At 37.4% G+C, this 16,496-nt stretch carries 16 protein-coding genes; 3 read left to right on the top strand and 13 right to left on the bottom strand.

Annotation, left to right across the window (positions count from 1 at the left end; translation table 11 throughout):
• Positions 1–148 precede the first annotated feature (148 nt).
• Positions 149–1,471, top strand: a complete 1,323-nt coding sequence (locus MKY70_RS04825; protein WP_341023481.1) for an MFS transporter — start codon at positions 149–151, stop codon at positions 1,469–1,471.
• 717 nt (positions 1,472–2,188) lie between these two features.
• Positions 2,189–3,136: a class A beta-lactamase BlaIII gene (blaIII, locus tag MKY70_RS04820; protein WP_341074467.1), complete on the top strand. Its 948-nt coding sequence runs from the start codon at positions 2,189–2,191 to the stop codon at positions 3,134–3,136.
• A gap of 218 nt (positions 3,137–3,354) precedes the next feature.
• Here the strand turns inward: blaIII and MKY70_RS04815 are convergent, their stop codons facing one another.
• The 8 genes from MKY70_RS04815 to MKY70_RS04780 all read right to left on the bottom strand — a co-directional run bounded on the left by MKY70_RS04815 (position 3,355) and on the right by MKY70_RS04780 (position 10,754).
• Positions 3,355–3,513: a hypothetical protein gene (locus MKY70_RS04815; protein WP_002087303.1), complete on the bottom strand. Its 159-nt coding sequence runs from the start codon at positions 3,511–3,513 to the stop codon at positions 3,355–3,357.
• Between the two features lie 150 nt (positions 3,514–3,663).
• Entirely contained in the window at positions 3,664–3,825 is a 162-nt protein-coding gene (locus tag MKY70_RS04810) for a hypothetical protein (protein ID WP_002150223.1), read from the bottom strand.
• 288 nt (positions 3,826–4,113) lie between these two features.
• Positions 4,114–4,518, bottom strand: a complete 405-nt coding sequence (locus MKY70_RS04805; protein ID WP_341023478.1) for an alpha-ketoglutarate permease — start codon at positions 4,516–4,518, stop codon at positions 4,114–4,116.
• 647 nt (positions 4,519–5,165) lie between these two features.
• Positions 5,166–6,137, bottom strand: coding sequence for an ABC transporter ATP-binding protein (locus tag MKY70_RS04800; protein WP_002087305.1), 972 nt, complete (start codon positions 6,135–6,137; stop codon positions 5,166–5,168).
• A complete protein-coding gene (locus tag MKY70_RS04795) occupies positions 6,130–7,122 on the bottom strand; it encodes an ABC transporter ATP-binding protein (RefSeq protein ID WP_341023475.1) in 993 nt (330 codons plus the stop codon). Before MKY70_RS04795 ends, MKY70_RS04800 begins: the two co-directional genes overlap by 8 nt.
• A 27-nt stretch (positions 7,123–7,149) precedes the next feature.
• Positions 7,150–8,001: an ABC transporter permease gene (locus MKY70_RS04790; RefSeq protein ID WP_131246783.1), complete on the bottom strand. Its 852-nt coding sequence runs from the start codon at positions 7,999–8,001 to the stop codon at positions 7,150–7,152.
• 6 nt (positions 8,002–8,007) lie between these two features.
• Positions 8,008–8,958, bottom strand: coding sequence for an ABC transporter permease (locus MKY70_RS04785; RefSeq protein WP_002035186.1), 951 nt, complete (start codon positions 8,956–8,958; stop codon positions 8,008–8,010).
• A 206-nt stretch (positions 8,959–9,164) separates the two neighbouring features.
• Entirely contained in the window at positions 9,165–10,754 is a 1,590-nt protein-coding gene (locus MKY70_RS04780; protein WP_060750911.1) for an ABC transporter substrate-binding protein, read from the bottom strand.
• A gap of 319 nt (positions 10,755–11,073) precedes the next feature.
• Here MKY70_RS04780 and MKY70_RS04775 point away from each other — a divergent pair, with 319 nt between their 5' ends.
• Positions 11,074–11,412 carry a hypothetical protein gene (locus MKY70_RS04775; RefSeq protein ID WP_341023470.1) on the top strand — a complete coding sequence of 113 codons (339 nt, stop codon included), beginning with the start codon at positions 11,074–11,076 and terminating at the stop codon, positions 11,410–11,412.
• A gap of 195 nt (positions 11,413–11,607) precedes the next feature.
• Here MKY70_RS04775 and MKY70_RS04770 read toward each other — a convergent pair whose 3' ends face one another.
• From MKY70_RS04770 to lhgO, 5 genes are all read right to left on the bottom strand, one after another.
• Entirely contained in the window at positions 11,608–12,120 is a 513-nt protein-coding gene (locus tag MKY70_RS04770; protein WP_341023469.1) for a protein kinase, read from the bottom strand.
• A 146-nt stretch (positions 12,121–12,266) separates the two neighbouring features.
• Positions 12,267–13,244, bottom strand: coding sequence for an ornithine cyclodeaminase family protein (locus MKY70_RS04765; RefSeq protein WP_341074466.1), 978 nt, complete (start codon positions 13,242–13,244; stop codon positions 12,267–12,269).
• A 19-nt stretch (positions 13,245–13,263) separates the two neighbouring features.
• Positions 13,264–14,316 (bottom strand): proline racemase family protein, encoded by a 1,053-nt coding sequence (locus MKY70_RS04760; protein WP_341023466.1) that lies wholly within the window; start codon positions 14,314–14,316, stop codon positions 13,264–13,266.
• 254 nt (positions 14,317–14,570) lie between these two features.
• The gene (locus tag MKY70_RS04755) at positions 14,571–15,032 is read right to left on the bottom strand and encodes a VOC family protein (RefSeq protein ID WP_002125581.1); all 462 of its coding nucleotides are present in this window, start codon (positions 15,030–15,032) and stop codon (positions 14,571–14,573) included.
• Between the two features lie 240 nt (positions 15,033–15,272).
• Positions 15,273–16,475, bottom strand: coding sequence for an L-2-hydroxyglutarate oxidase (lhgO, locus tag MKY70_RS04750; RefSeq protein WP_341023463.1), 1,203 nt, complete (start codon positions 16,473–16,475; stop codon positions 15,273–15,275).
• Between the last annotated feature and the right edge of the window lie 21 nt (positions 16,476–16,496).

The following is a 16,496-nucleotide window of genomic DNA, read 5'->3' as shown; positions in this document are numbered from 1 at the left end:
CAACTATAAAAACCTCCATGTACATAAAGTACAAAAAGAATAAAATTGTCATAATATTGAGATTTCATTCTATAGACAGTACAATTCAACTACATTGAACACGCTTTCATAATTATCATTTTATTTATAAGTAAGAGGAGGAATTAATATGGCTCAAGCAAAATCAAGCCGAGTCGCCGGCAATATCTTCAAAGGTTCCGTCGGCAATTTAATTGAATGGTACGACTGGTACGTTTACTCTGCTTTCGCTGTTTACTTCTCAGCAGAGTTCTTTCCTAAAGGAGATCCAACGAGTCAATTACTGAACACAGCCGCTATTTTCGCAGTTGGATTTTTAATGCGCCCTATCGGAAGTTTATTAATGGGACGCTATGCAGATCGGCACGGACGCCGGGCAGCATTAACACTTTCTATTACGGTTATGGCCGGTGGTTCTTTAATTATCGCCTGTACACCTAGTTACGAAAGCATCGGTATTATGGCACCAATTATTTTAGTTCTTGCCCGTTTACTTCAAGGATTATCACTCGGCGGAGAGTATGGAACTTCCGCAACATATTTATCTGAAATGGCTAGTAGTGGACGCCGTGGTTTTTATTCAAGTTTTCAATATGTAACGCTCGTTGCTGGACAGATGGTTGCGTTAGGTGTTCAAATTGTTCTTCAGCAATTACTAAGCGAACCAGATATGAAAGCTTGGGGATGGCGTATTCCATTCATTATTGGAGCAATGGGAGCAGTAGCTGTATTATGGCTTCGACGTACAATGGATGAATCAGAGCAATTCTCAAAAATGGAATCTAAAAACCGTGAAAGCGCAGGAACCGTTCGTGCTCTTATGAAACATCCGAAAGCAGTATTAACAGTAGTCGGCCTAACACTAGGAGGCACTGTTGCATTCTATACGTACACAACATATTTACAAAAGTTCATGGTAAACACAGTCGGTCTCCCAAAAGAAGTTGTAAGCTGGATTAACTTTGTCGCACTACTTATATTCGTTGTACTTCAACCAATTGCTGGACTATTATCCGATAAAATTGGACGCCGCCCACTATTAATGGCTTTCGGTATTCTCGGAACGTTACTAACAGCACCGATCTTCTTCTTTATGGAAAAAACGACAGAACCAATCGTAGCATTTTTACTCATGATGGTCGGCCTTATTATCGTTACTGGTTACACTTCCATTAACGCAATTGTAAAAGCAGAACTCTTCCCAACTGAAATTCGCGCACTAGGCGTAGGTTTACCATATGCTCTAACCGTTGCGATATTCGGCGGAACAGCGGAATTTATCGCATTATGGCTAAAGAGTATCGGGATGGAATCACTATTCTATTTTTACGTAGCTGGATGTATCGCAATAAGCTTTATTACGTATTGGCGTATGGATGAGTCATCGAAGACTTCGCAGATTGAGGCGGAGCTTAATGGTGGAGATAAACTAGCTAATAATAAATCTAGTTAAAATTACGTATTCTATGTTCTTCGTTTACCTGAACTCGATTTTCTTTATCTAAAAAAGCATAATTCATTAATATACAATTTAAAAACCTCTACTTATATGTAGAGGTTTTTGTATGACGAAAAAACACGTAGTTCCATTGTTATTTTACAAACCCCAAATTCTTCCTCATCTTAAAGTGGAACAAATTTATTACTTAGAGTGTCTAATAAGTGTATTTCTAACATTAGTTGTCCAGATTGGATACAACATATCTCGTTTGACATCTATTTTTATGTATTACAAAAAAATGAAAGGACTTATTATTCCCAAAAGTAAAAAATATGTATTGTAAGACTACGGTTAAGTATTACAAGTTTAATACTTTCACAGGTGAAGCATTACAAGTGGAAACAAAAAAGAAACAGCCCAAACCGTGACTTATCAATCATATAAAGTGAAACTTTAATCAGTGGGGTTTTTGTTCATCCCCCGCTGATTATCAGCCCTCACCAATCGGGCTTTTACGGGCAGCCCGCCCCCCACCTAACTTCTTTGCTTCCGCTGAATTTTGAGGTGGGGGTCTTACTGCCCACAAATAGCGGGATAAACGTTTTGGATGTCCTTTAACCTGTGAAATTTTAGCTACAGTAGTATTGTTACCCTATGCCATCTTTAATTGCATTGGTATTTAGAATACCTAGACAAAATCCATATATTCTTGAAAGAGGTTGAAAATTTATGTTCGTTTTAAACAAGTTCTTTAACATTTTACATTACAAAAAGATTGTGCCTGTAGTATTACTTTCATGTGTATCACTTATAGGATGTTCCAATAGTAACACTCAATCTGAACCACCTAAACAAACGAATCAAGCTAATCAAATTAAACAAGAAAATACAGATAACCAATCTTTCGCTAAACTTGAAAAAGAATATGATGCTAAGCTTGGTATTTATGCACTGGACACAGGTACGAATCAAACTGTTGCTTATCATTCAGATGATCGTTTTGCATTTGCATCTACATCTAAATCATTAGCTGTGGGCGCTCTTTTACGCAAGAACTCATTAGAAGCTCTTGATCAAAAGATTACGTATACTCATGAAGATCTTTCTAATTATAATCCAATTACTGAAAAGCATGTTGATACAGGAATGACGTTAAAAGAACTTGCAGATGCTTCTGTTCGATATAGTGACAGCACAGCACATAATTTGATTCTTAAACAGTTAGGGGGGCCCTCTGAATTTGAAAAAATCTTGAGAGAAATGGGAGATACTGTTACTACTTCAGAACGATTTGAACCTGAATTAAATGAAGTGCATCCAGGAGAAACACATGATACCAGTACACCAGAAGCGATAGCTAAGACACTTCAATCATTTACATTAGGAACTGCACTTCCAATAGAAAAACGTGAGCTATTAGTAGATTGGATGAAGAGAAATACAACTGGAGATAATTTGATTCGCGCTGGCGTACCAAAAGGATGGGAAGTAGCTGATAAAACAGGCGCGGGATCTTACGGAACAAGAAATGATATCGCAATTATTTGGCCACCAAATAAAAAGCCGATTGTTCTTGCTATACTTTCTAATCATGATAAAGAAGATGCTAAATACGATGATAAACTTATTGCAGACGCAACCAAAGTCGTGTTAAATACCTTAAAAGCTACGGAATAAATGATAATAGGTTAAAAGTTTTCTATTTTAGGCGGGTGTTTTCATTAACTAAAAATTTAATAGTGTCCCAAAAACGAAATTTGGTGCTAACTTGTAATAAAAAGCTCATTTTTATTGTTTGGGGATAAATCGTTCTTTAAGCTTGATGGCGATTTAGTGCTATCCCTAAAACATCTGAACTTTAATAGCCAATTAAAAAAATGCAAACAAAAAGACCTTTAATCAGTCGTTTTGTTTGCATTTCCTTTTTCTAAAACTACAGAAAAGATAAGTACTATAGTTAACACCATAATAAACCTTACTTCACTTCCATCACTTACAAAAAATGAATACAAAGTATAAATTAAAATTAATATTCCATAAATAACTTTGTGCAATGAACTCCCCCCTTTTTGCCGTATAAATTTTAGTGTAAAAATTTAATTCAAGCCCTATATCAAAGTGAAAATAAAAAGCACCTGTGATATACACAAAGTGCTTTTCTCTTGTCAATTTATCTATTTTCACTATATTTATCTATTTTCTTTTTATAACTCAAATTTCTTCGAATCGTACTTTTCTAGAGTTTGCTGCAATTCATTTTGTTCATATGGAATATGTTTATCTGTCTGTACATCTTCAACATTTTCTCCACCTGTTAATAATCTCCTGTACTTAAAAGAGTGCCCTGTTAATACTGTTGTAATCATTTTGTATTGCCCTCCTTTTGTTTGATTACTTGTATCATAAAACAAGTATCTAAAGTTGATATGTAGTCTATCTAGAGTGTATGTAAATTTAAAAAATCTCTAATAAAATGTTTATGTTGTAACGTTACCACCAAAACTAGTGCTTCAAACACCATGATTTGAAGAGATAGTCCCTCATGTTCTAGCCTCAATTCCTCCTACAGTTCTATATTCAGTAAAACTAGTTAATCCCTATAATATAAAAAGAGCACCACTTTTTGGATGCTCTTCGTTATAACTATATATTATTTAATTTCCTTCTTTTGTTGGTACCATTTTTCCTTCTTGAGAGTCTGTGCCCTCTGTTCTTTCAACAGTTTTTGCATGCTCTGGTTTTTCAGGGGCTCCCATTTCAAATCCAGATTGAGAATCTGCACCTTCTTTTGCTGGTACCATTTTTCCTTCCTGAGAACCTGTACCTTCTGTTCTTTCAACAGTTTTTACGTCTCCTTTAGGAGTTGCTGGCACTGCATCTTTAGGTAAATCAAAGTTTTGTGAGAAAGACGTTGTTCCATCTGCACTCTGTGTAATTACTTGATTGGAACTATTTTCATTTGACTTTAAATTGTCCATTTTCGCATCATCTGCACCTACTGCACCTCCCGCTACCAATCCTGTACTTAAAAGTGCTCCTGCTAATAATGTTTTAATCATTTTTCATTACCTCCTGTTTATTTGTAATATTCATCAAAAAAGTATCTAGAGTTAATGTTTTAGTCATTATCTTTATCTACTTGCTTTTTGATTACATTTAGCATAAGACAAGAATCTATAGTTGATATGGACTGTATCTGGAGATTATGTAAAGAAAAATAGATGATCAATTGTATATCCTAATGGATGCTTAGACAAGATTGAAACTTTATATGAGTTTGAACAATTGAGCTCCCCTTTGTTTTTTGGTGTGAGGTTTTTAGCTGGAGTGAGGTGAGGGACTAACCTTTTCTAATTTGAAAGCAAACTTTTTATTATTACATTCAAAACACTGTAAATAAAGATGTTAAAAATCCGTGAACAAAAAACCACATCTCATTGATGTCCACCCCATCAGAAGTATGGAAGGGAATTAAATATAATCCTTCCTTGTCTTTATGCATTAAGATAGAAAAAATTATAAATATAGACTTAAATATTTTTTTGAAAGGATATTGTTTAACAAACATAAAAAAGAGCTACGGCTGTATGAGAACCTTAGCTCTTTTTTATGTTTATTGTTTATTATATAAATTATTTAACGCTACAAGCGCTATCATATTACCAACTGAAATACCACCAGGTCCCCCCGATGCTTTTCCTCAAATCTAAAACAAATGACAAGCCACCTCATGTCCCTTCGCAATCTCAACCATCTTCGGTACTTCCTGTGCGCATTTTTCAGTGGCGAATTTGCAGCGCGTTCTGAATTTGCAGCCGGATGGTGAGTTGAGTGGGCTTGGTACTTCCCCTTGCAGAATGATCCGTTCTTTGCCTGTGTTTGTTGGATCTGGTTCTGGCATGGATGAGAGTAGTGCTTGTGTGTATGGATGTGCCGGTTTTGTGTATAGGTCTTCGCTGTCGGCAATTTCTACTATGTTTCCTAAGTACATGACTCCGATTCTATCTGATATGTGTCTTACCATGGATAGATCATGTGCGATGAATAAGTATGTGACGCCTGTTTCTTCTTGAATATCTTGCAGCATGTTTACGACTTGTGCTTGGACTGAGACGTCTAGTGCTGAGATTGGTTCGTCACATAGGATGAAGTCTGGTTTTACAGATAGTGCGCGCGCTATGCTAATGCGCTGGCGCTGGCCTCCGCTAAATTCGTGCGGGTAGCGATATAGGTGTTCTTCTTTTAGTCCTACTTTTTTGAGCAGGTCTAGAATGATTTCTTTTCTTTCTTCGGCTGTGTAAGAGCCATGAATGTTCATCGGTTCGCTAATAATTTGGAATACGTTCATTGTCGGGTTTAATGATGCGTATGGGTCTTGGAAAATGATTTGCATTCGTTTTCTGTATTCTTTTAGTTCACTTTCCTTTAGATCCGCAATATCTTTTCCATCGAATAGGATGTTACCTGAAGTCACGTCGTGTAAACGAATGATGCTTCTTCCTGTCGTTGATTTCCCGCAGCCGGATTCCCCTACTAGTCCGAATGTTTCACCCTTTTTAATTGTGAAGCTTAGGTCATCGACTGCTTTTAATTGCTCTGTTTTTCTGCCGAATAGTCCTTTTTTGATAGGAAAATACTTTTTTAAGTTCCGAACTTCAATTAAGTTTTCTTCATGCATGTGAATCACCTACCGCCCTATCGTTTAGCCAGCACATGGAGCGTCTTCCGTTTCCGATTTCAAAATATGGTGGACGTTCTTTTTCACAAATGTCCATTTTATGTGGGCAACGCTCTGCGAATGGGCAACCTTTCGGCGGGTGTAGTAAGTTGGGCGTTACACCTTGAATTGGTGCTAGTCTTTCTTTTACTCCGTTCGATATTTTTGGCAGAGAGTTTAATAGCCCTTTCGTATATGGATGGTTCGGCGATTGGAATATATCAAGTACATGCCCTTCTTCCATAATAAGCCCGCCGTACATAACGATGACGCGTGTACAGTTTTGCGCAACAATTCCAAGATCGTGCGTAATAAGAAGTAACGACATATTCGTTTCGTTTTTTAAGTTTTTCATTAAATCTAGTATTTGCGCTTGTATCGTTACATCAAGTGCTGTCGTCGGTTCGTCCGCAATGAGAAGGTCTAGGTTACAAGACATTGCCATTGCGATCATAACCCGCTGCTTCATACCGCCGCTTAGTTCATGTGGATATTGTTTTACCCTTTCTTCCGGTGAAGAAAGACCCACTTGTTTTAACAAGTTGACCGCAATATTTTGCGCTTCTCTCTTTTTCACTTTTTGATGCCGTATAATTACTTCCGTCATTTGCTTCCCAATTTTCACAACTGGATTTAATGCCGACATTGGATCTTGAGATATGAGTGAAATTTGATTTCCTCTAATAGAACGCAATTCTTTCTCCGATTTAGAAAGCACGTTTTCGTTTTGAAAAAGAATCTCTCCTTCTTTCACTTTCCCTGGCGACGTAACGAGGGCCATAACGGATTTCGCCATAACGCTCTTTCCGCTTCCCGATTCGCCAACAATCCCAACAACTTCACCCTTTTTCAAGCTAAATGAAACGCCGCGAACCGCTTCTACTTCGCCGTCTTCTATGAAAAAAGAAGTCTTTAAGTTTTTCACTTCTAATAGTTTTTCAGACACGCTTTTCACTCCCCCTCACTTAAAGCATTAGTTCTCATGATGAGCCCCTTTTGGTGCGAAAGCTTTTTTCAACGCTTCACCGATTACGTTAAAACTTAGTACAGTTAATAAAATAAGGAACCCCGGGAAGAGTGTTAAATACCAGGCTTCACCTATGTATCCTTGCGCATTATTTAGCATGCTGCCCCAAGAAGAATCTGGTTCTCTAATACCTAATCCTAAGAAGCTAAGTGATGATTCCATTAAAATCGATGTCGCAATCGTTAATGTCGCTGCGATTATAATGGTCGATAAAATGTTAGGGATGATGTGTCTTACAATAATCATCAATGATTTTTGTCCGGATACTTTTGCATATAAAACGTACTCACGCTCTTTTACAGATAACGTTTCTGCCCTTACGATACGCGCGGTATCCATCCACGTTAGTAATCCGATAATAAGAACAAGCGTTGTAATGCCTGGTTTTAAATACGCATTTAATAACAGCATTAAAAAGAATGATGGAATTGACATTAAAACTTCAACAATTCGCATTAAGAAGTTGTCTAACTTTCCGCCAAAATATCCGCTAATTGTTCCTACTGCGGTTCCGATTGTAATGGAAACAACCATCGCTAGAAAACCAACAGCAAGGGAAACTCGTCCGCCATATAACGCTCTCGTTAAGTAATCCCTTCCGTAATCATCTGTGCCGAACGGATGACTCATACTCGGTTCTTGTAAACGATCTGGAATAGACATTTTGCTAGGATCATACGGTGATACGAATGCGAAAAGAGACGCGATTGTTAAAACACCCAGTATAATAACTCCCATTAGTACAAACTTATTTTTTGTAAAACTATTTTTTATCGTTTGAAATCTCCTATTGTTCATTCCAAATCACCCCCTCATTCGAATGCGTGGATCTACTACGCCATATAAAATATCAGCAATTAAATTACCGAGAATTAACATGAACGATGATAATAATGTGATTGCCATAATAATTGGATAATCAAATCTAAAAATAGCATTTACCCCGAGTGAACCAAGTCCCGGCCATGAGAATACTGTTTCCGTAATGAACGCTCCGCCTACTAAACTTGGAATGGATAATCCGAAGATTGTAATGATCGGTATTAATACGTTTCGAAGTACGTGATTAAATAAAACTGTTTTCTGTGAAGCACCGTACGCATATTGAATTTGTACGTAATCTTCCTCTAATTGCTGAATTGTACTTGAGCGAATATATCTCATATAGACAGAGATGTTTTGGAACGCTAGCACCATGCAAGGTAAAATACCGTGCTGGACAATATCCCAGAAGGAATCTTGACCGACTGTGCGCATACCCATACTCGGAAGCATGTTCAACTTTAAAGAGAATAAGTAGATTAATAGTAACGCGAACCAAAAGACTGGCATTGAGATTCCCACATAGGAGATGAAGTTCACAATGCGGTCAAAGAACGAGTTCTTTTTCACACCTGTAAATAGTCCAAGCGGTATTGCGATTACAAATGAGACGAGTAAAGATGATCCCATTAACCCGATTGTTGCAGGTAATCTTTCTGTAATAAGTTCTAAAACAGGACGATGGTTTTGAAGTGAGTATCCAAAATTCCCTGTTAAAATATTTTTTAACCATAAAAAATATTGCACGTAAATCGGCTGATCTAGTCCTAAACTTTTGCGAATACGCTCAACGTCAATCGGACTCATATTCGGCGTTACAAAGTTTCGAACGGGATCGCCCGGCGCTAGTTTTATTAATAGAAAAGAAATAATAGAAATAACAAATAAAAGCGGAATTGCATTTAAAAGCCTCTTTGCAATTACTTTATACACAAACTTCCCCCCTCAAGATAAAGTGAAACTTTAATCCGTGGGGGTTTTGTCCATCCCCACGGATTATTAGTTGAACCAATCGGGCATTTACAGGCAGTTGATCTCCCACCTCACTTCTTTGCCTCAGTTGACTTTCGAGGTGGGAGTCTTACTGCCCATTAAAGCGGGATAAAGAAGCTGATTTTCACCAGCTTCTTTACAGTTTCTTATTTCACTTCATAAATCTTCGATAGATCTTCAAACATTGTAACTGGAATTGCTTTTGCTTCTTTTAATCCATCAAACTTTTTATCTACTGCAATAACTGCTTTCGGATATGCGATTGGAAGATAAGGTAAGTCTTCTCTCGCTGTATCTTGGATTTTATGGTATAGCTCTGCGCGTTTTGTTTTATCTGTTTCAACCGCAGCTTCTTCCCATAGCTTATCAAAGTCAGCATTTTTATAACGTGCATAATTGTATTCTGCATTACTTAAGAATAAGCTCTTATATGAATCAGGCTCTGGTCCCATTATGTAACCACCGAATGTAATGTCATATTCTTTATTTTCTTTATCTAAGCCTTTTTCACTTGCCGCACTAGCATCTAATGCATTCAGTTCAACTTGTAAGCCAACTTCTTGTAATTTTTGTTGTGTATAAAGTGCTAGACTTTCCATGATTTTATTATTCGTTACATACATAACGCGGATTTTTTCTTTATCTTTCACACCAGCTTTTGCTAATAAATCTTTCGCTTCTTTTTGATCATACTTATACTCTTTAATATCTTTCGCATAATACATAGCGTCTGGCGTTAAGATTGAATTTGCCGGTTCTGCAAATTGACTAGAAACGAACGCTGAGTTAATCATTTCTTTCTTATCTAATGCATGCGCAATTGCTTGGCGCACTTCTTTTTTCTTCATAAGGTCTGTATTAAAGTTATAAGCTAAGTAGAATAATCTACCTTCAGGGAATGTGACCATTGAGAAGTTCCCAGTGCTATCTAATTTCTTAAAGTCTTGCGGTTCGATCATCTTCATATTAATTTGACCATTTTGAAGTGAAACGTTTGCTGTATTACGGTCTTTTACAACGCGGTACACGACAGAATCTAATTTCGCTTTACCAGCAAAATAATCATCGAATCGCTCTAACGCAACATATTCATCTGATTTAAACTCTTTTAACTTAAATGGACCTGATCCTACAGGTTGTAGGTTTTTCTTACTCTTCACTAAATCTGCTTCACCTTCAAATACATGTTTCGGAATTGGGAAGAAGTCGTTCATAACCCCTTCGAAAGATGCACTTACTTGTGGTAATACAAATTGAGTCGTTAGCTCATCCACTTTTTTCACCTCAAGCGGCTTTCCTTTAAAAATAAAGTTTTCACGGCTTGAACTATTTTGCTTCTCATCTAGAATAGATTTGAATGTAAATACAATATCATCTGATGTAATTTTCTTACCATCATGCCATTTCAAATTATCCTTTAATTTTAAAGTCCATGTTAATTGATCCTCTGAAGGCGTAAAGCTCTCAGCAAGAACAAACTTTTTCTTACCGTCTTCCATATGATACAGCGGTGCATATAAAGCTTGCTGTATCGTTAATGACACTCGATCATTCGCATAAAGCGGGTTCATCGTATCTGGATTATCACTAACACCAACTGTTAACGTTCCTCCATCTTTCGGAGTCCCTGATTTACTAGTGTTCGCTTGCTTCGAAGAATCTTTCTCCCCTGAGCAAGCCGCTAATGCAATAAGTAATAGTAGGACAAATGGTAATGCAAACAACTTCTTCTTCATATTTCGACCCCTCTCGACTATTTACACCTATAAGAAAACTCGGAATTAATACCGAGTTTTCTTATAGGTTTTAAATTACCACTACCCGTATGTATTGTCAAACTTTTTCGCAAAGATAGACAGTTTGAAATCTATTAATGAATTCTTGCGATAAACTATATTTATGCGGGGGGTAAAATAAAAAGACCACGAATAGGTGGCCTCGTAAAATGAGTTAGAAAACTAGCAGCCTACAGGAAATTTCTCTGAAATGGTTGTTATATATAATTGAAAATGTAGAATGAGATTAAAGATAAAAAAACATTTTTAGGAGGTTATCATGACATTTGATGAATTGAAAAAAAACAAACCAACAACCCCATGGATCGAGCATGATGAAGATGGGGAATTTTTCACTGAAGAAAATATAAGTGCAACAAATAAAGTTCTCGACACTTACATTAACAATTTACAGCAATTAGGCGAGAATCCAACCGAAGTCGAAGTAATGCAAGTTGTTAAAGAGGTAGTTATAAAAATAAATGAACTAAATATCGAACATGACCATTTTATCGAAACAATGGAAAGAGAGGATCTCTATGAATTTATCGATACAGCAGCACGAATAGCTGGCTTAGAATCCGAAGAAGACATAACAGAAGAATGGCGAGAATGGTAAAAAAGCTGCATACTTGGTGTCTAAATTGACTCCTTCATAAAACTTTGTCCCTTATTCTCCAATTGGAAAATAAGGGACAAACAAAGACAACTCCAATAGAATCCAATACTGATATATATTAAAATTTTCACTCATATTAATACTGTGATTACGGACAAGCCCTCTTGTTACTAAATAATGTTTCTTCAACTCTTTTTATCTATCCCACTCATTTCCCATTACTTTAAAATACAGCTTTTCAAATCCCCTAAAATACTTACTGTAAATACCTAACATTTCAATATATGTATGAATAACTTCGCTTAAATCAAAATGAATACCATCTTTAGCTAAGGCATAGCTATCATCTAGACTATATAATTCAAAATATTCAGTTTCCCAATACACCCCCCTGTTGACTAAAAGTCTGGTGGTGCATTTAATTGATTCTTCAATGGTCAGTTCATGTTCTTTTAGTTTTTCATGGATGACGGAAAGAGTTAACTTAACAGTGTATTCTTCATCAACTGTGCTACTAAACTCAAATAACTTCCCTTCAATATCATCTATCTTTGCTTTAGACATTAAGGATATCTCAATTATTTCATATGGCGGACTGTCACTTGCTTCAATCAATTTATCACACCATTGAATTACTTCAGCTTTACTCCACAACCCACAGCAAAGCCCTAGGCCATAAATACGAGTTAATTTTCGAACTAAATCCAAGGTTTCTCACCTGCAATTTCTTATATGCATTTTTGTTTAATTTTAACAGAATATATGATACATCACATAATTTCTTTGCAAACACTACACATTACAATTGAGATGCATACGCGCATTATAAACAAAAAGACCACCAAAAGGCAGCCTCACAACTGAATCATAGTACCCACTCCACACTCCTCCGCTTTTTCATACAAATACTTCGCAACAATTATATCTACTACTGCTAAACCTACTGATTTGAAAATAGTAATCTCTTCATCATTCTCCCTACCAGCTTTTTCTCCGCTTATAATTTGACCAAGTTCGGCGTGGATGTCGCTCGCCTCAAATAACCCTTCTTTTATCGGGACTTGAAGGTCACCCGTTTCTTCTAGTGCTGCTTCTTTTGATTCGACTACTACTTTGTTTGCGTTAGCGATGGCGTGAGATGGTAGTTCTTGCATGCTCGGTCTGAATGAACCGACGGCGTTTATGTGGACGCCTTTTTGTAGTTTTTCTGAGAAGACTGGTGTGGATGCATTCGTTGTTGTGACGATGATGTCCGCTTCGCTTATTGCTTCATTTGGATCCCTGTAGACGTAAGCTGGTTTGTTAAATGTCTCCTGGATATATTGCGCGAATGCATACGCTTTTTCTTCCGTTCGGTTATATAGGATGACTTTTTCGATGTCTCTAACTGCAAGTACAGCTTCTGCAATTCCTTTCGCTTGTTCACCAGTACCGATAATGCATAAGGTTTTTGCATTATGACGAGCTAAATGTTTTGTCGCTACTCCTGATAAGGCACCTGTTCGAATCATCGTTAAGTACGATCCTTCTAAAAGCGCAAGCGGTTCTCCCGTTTGAAAGTCTGATAGCATAACGATCCCGTTTATCGTTTTCTTTCCTATCTTTTTATTATGCGGAGCTACCGTTACTACTTTTAAACCGAGCGCTTCGAGTCCTTCCGCTACTGAAGGCATAATTAATGCGGTATTTTGCCCGTTCGCAAATGGTAATGAGCCGCGAATTGGTGTGATCGTTCTTTCTGCTGAAAATTCTTTTAAAGCAAGCGCCGCGTATTCAATGACTTCGTTCATATTTACTAAGTTTCTTTGTTCGTTTGTGCTTATGACTAGCATATCTTTCCACCTCCTCCTCTTATCCTAACAAAAATCCCCGATTCAAATCATCCCTCGGATCTACAACGAACTGATGAAATCCTGTAATAAATGCATTCCCCGTTACTTTCGGAACGACAGCTTCATATGTATCTACCGCTGTTACCGACAATACTTCTCCCTCAAATTGGCCGTCAGTAATGCATTCGTGAATGAACGTTTCTCCCTTTTGTAACGCATCTTTTTCAAAAAGAGTTGCGATTCTTGCGGATGTTCCTGTACCGCAAGGGGAACGGTCTACTTGCCCATCAGCAAAGATCGTTACATTTCGTAAAGTAGCGTCTTTTCCTTTCGGTTCATCTGAGAAAATAACTCCGTATATTCCTTTTAAATCTTCTTCAAGTGGATGTTTTACTTCCATTTGACTTTCAATGTAGTGTTTAATTTTACCGCCCCACGTTTGAATTGCAGCTAAATCTTTAAAATCGACTTTCAAACCAAACTCTTTACTATCCACTACAGCGTAGAATGCTCCGCCAAACGCGATATCTACTTGAAATTCATAGTCATCTATTTTGATAGGAACGTCTTTCTTGTATACAAACGAAGGAACGTTTTCAAATGATACTGCCTCTACTTCGCTCCCGTTAAATTTTGCATACGCAATAACTTCCCCGGCAGGGCTATCAATAATGAATTTTTGTTTTTCCCCTGTCACTTCAAACATACCTGTTTCAATTCCAACTGTAATAACAGCGATAATTCCGTGACCACACATCGTACTCCAGCCTTCATTGTGCATAAATAATACGCCAAAATCAGCATGAGGACTTGCGGGCGGAGTAATGATACAACCGTACATGCCGTGATGTCCTCTCGGTTCATACATAAGAACCTCGCGAAGATGATCCAGATGTTCCATGCAGTATGCGCGTCTTTCTAATTGCGTTTCTCCCTTTACCTCTGGCACTCCGCCCGTAATAATTCGAAGCGGTTCCCCAGCTACGTGAGCATCAATTGTTGTGTATATTTTACTAACCTTCATTTCTATCTCTCCCCTATATGTTAATACTATTTTCATTGCAAGTATCATGCCAACGCATAGAGTATAAAGTGAAACTTTAATCAGTGGGGATCTTCATCCCCCACCGATTATTAGCCCACACCAATCGGGCTTTTACGGGCAGTTAATGCGGGATAAATCTGTATACATTTTTTGAAAAATACACACTACTGTCTACTTTTTTATACAGTAGGTGATTATTAGCCCCAAAACAAAAAGATCCCCCGAAAACTCAGGGGGTGATTTAAGCCATAGTTTTGCGGGATTTGAGTTGAAAATCGAATTTATTCTTCACTCTCCAAGCTTTCCCACTCACTCAAATACATGACGTCTTGTTTTACTTTTTTCTTTTCAGGAAGTAAACATAGAAATTCTAAAGAATTGCCGTCAGGATCATAAAAATAAAGATTTGCACTAGGTGTCCAAGTTTGAACCATAGGCTCGGAAGGTTCAAGACCGAAAGCAGCCCTTGGGTTTATTCCTTTATTAAGAAGCCATTCTCTTGCATGAATGATTTCTTCATAGTTAACCTTGAATGCAAAGTGACTTGTATGGAATGCTTCTTCCGATACTTCCCAAATGCCCAGCATTTGTTCCTTCTTATTTTCTTTATCAAACCAAAAGAAAGCTACACGGCGTTCTTCAATAGTGCGAGCATGAAATAATCCAAGTTTAGTATAAAACTCTTTTGCCACTTCTAAATTTTTTGTTTTAACATGTGTTTCATATAAAGTACCTGGAAACAAAGTATATCCCTCCTTTATATTTTTAGAAATCCTTACTATAAAGCCTACTTTAATAAACTAGAAATAGAAGTGATATCGTATTTTCTTTAAATATTTTTCAATTTCGCAGTCCTAATGCTGAGGAAAAACTACCACTGATTAAAGCTTCACTTTGTGAGAAGGGATTCTTCAAATTCATGATTCACGGTAATATTACGCTTCAAAGCGAGGCGGATTTATGACTCAAATCACCCTGACCCATCAAACCCTAACCGCCACCACATCCGGCACTTGCTTAGCAATCTCCTCACCAATCTTTATACTAGCCGTTGCGGCCGGGGATGGTGCGTTGCAAATGTGCAGAGAATTGATGCCGGGGATAATGCAGAAGTCATCAACCATATTTCCGTTTGATAAAATGGCTTGTGCCCTTACACCTGCATGGGTTGGCACGATATCTTTCTCTGTAAGCTCTGGTATTAAGCGCTGCAAGCTTTTTAGGAATGATTGTTTACTGAATGAGCGCACCATTTCTTTTATGCCTTCTTTCATATTTGGCATCGCCATTTTCCAAAATCCTGTGTATGTCATTGTTTCCATGAAGTCTTTTATGTTGAAGTCTGTTTTCGTATAGCCTTCTCGCTTAAAGCTTAATACTGCGTTTGGTCCTGCATGTACGTCTCCGTTTATCATTCTTGTGAAATGAACACCTAGAAACGGGAATGCTGGATTTGGAACTGGATAAATTAAATGTTTTACAAGATGGCGTTTTTCTGGGACAAGTTCGTAATATTCACCGCGGAACGGAACAATTTTCATATCTGTTAATATACCTGTCTTTTTCGCAATACGATCACTATGTAATCCAGCGCAGTTAATGAGAAATTTCGTTTTAAATACACCTTGATTCGTCTCAATTGTTACGGCGTCTTTCTTCTCAGTAATACGCTCTGCGGCTGTTCCTAAATGTACTTCTCCCCCGCTTTCTTGAATTAAGCGAGCGAATGCATAGCTTACTCCTCTATAATCAGCAATTCCGCAAGATGGAACACGAATTGCCCCAAGTCCCTTTACATGAGGTTCAATTTCAGCTAATTCTTCCTTACCTATTTTTTCAATATGTAAATCGTTTTGTAAGCCTCTTTCATATAAGTTATGTAAAAGAGGAAGTTCGTCCTTTTCTGTAGCGACAATTACTTTTCCGCACATGTCATAAGCGATGTCATTTTCTTTACAAAATTGAACCATAGCTGCGTTTCCTTCTTTGGCAAACTTCGCTTTATAACTCCCTGGTTTATAATAAATTCCAGAATGAATTACTCCGCTATTATGTCCAGTTTGATGATGTGCAAGTTCCTTTTCTTTTTCAATGATCGCGATTTTCGCACGAGGGAATTTTTTCGTTAACGCCATTCCAGTTGAAAGGCCAACAATTCCTCCGCCAATAATTATAAAGTTATACATCCTACTTCCCCCTTAATATGA

The organism is Bacillus sp. FSL R9-9492 (assembly GCF_038007365.1).
Lineage (GTDB): Bacteria > Bacillota > Bacilli > Bacillales > Bacillaceae_G > Bacillus_A > Bacillus_A mycoides.
Note: the sequence above shows the minus strand (reverse complement) of the source record. Positions and strands in the feature narration are given on the sequence as shown.

Excerpts from the sequence above, each read along its gene's own strand:
- MKY70_RS04780 (WP_060750911.1), bottom strand. The coding sequence starts at position 10,754 with ATGAAGAAGAAGTTGTTTGCATTACCATTTGTCCTACTATTACTTATT.
- MKY70_RS04765 (WP_341074466.1), bottom strand. The coding sequence starts at position 13,244 with ATGCTAGTCATAAGCACAAACGAACAAAGAAACTTAGTAAATATGAAC.
- MKY70_RS04800 (WP_002087305.1), bottom strand. The coding sequence starts at position 6,137 with ATGCATGAAGAAAACTTAATTGAAGTTCGGAACTTAAAAAAGTATTTT.
- lhgO (WP_341023463.1), bottom strand. The coding sequence starts at position 16,475 with ATGTATAACTTTATAATTATTGGCGGAGGAATTGTTGGCCTTTCAACT.
- MKY70_RS04805 (WP_341023478.1), bottom strand. The coding sequence starts at position 4,518 with ATGATTAAAACATTATTAGCAGGAGCACTTTTAAGTACAGGATTGGTA.
- MKY70_RS04790 (WP_131246783.1), bottom strand. The coding sequence starts at position 8,001 with ATGAACAATAGGAGATTTCAAACGATAAAAAATAGTTTTACAAAAAAT.
- MKY70_RS04825 (WP_341023481.1), top strand. The coding sequence starts at position 149 with ATGGCTCAAGCAAAATCAAGCCGAGTCGCCGGCAATATCTTCAAAGGT.
- MKY70_RS04760 (WP_341023466.1), bottom strand. The coding sequence starts at position 14,316 with ATGATACTTGCAATGAAAATAGTATTAACATATAGGGGAGAGATAGAA.
- blaIII (WP_341074467.1), top strand. The coding sequence starts at position 2,189 with ATGTTCGTTTTAAACAAGTTCTTTAACATTTTACATTACAAAAAGATT.
- MKY70_RS04775 (WP_341023470.1), top strand. The coding sequence starts at position 11,074 with ATGACATTTGATGAATTGAAAAAAAACAAACCAACAACCCCATGGATC.
- MKY70_RS04810 (WP_002150223.1), bottom strand. The coding sequence starts at position 3,825 with ATGATTACAACAGTATTAACAGGGCACTCTTTTAAGTACAGGAGATTA.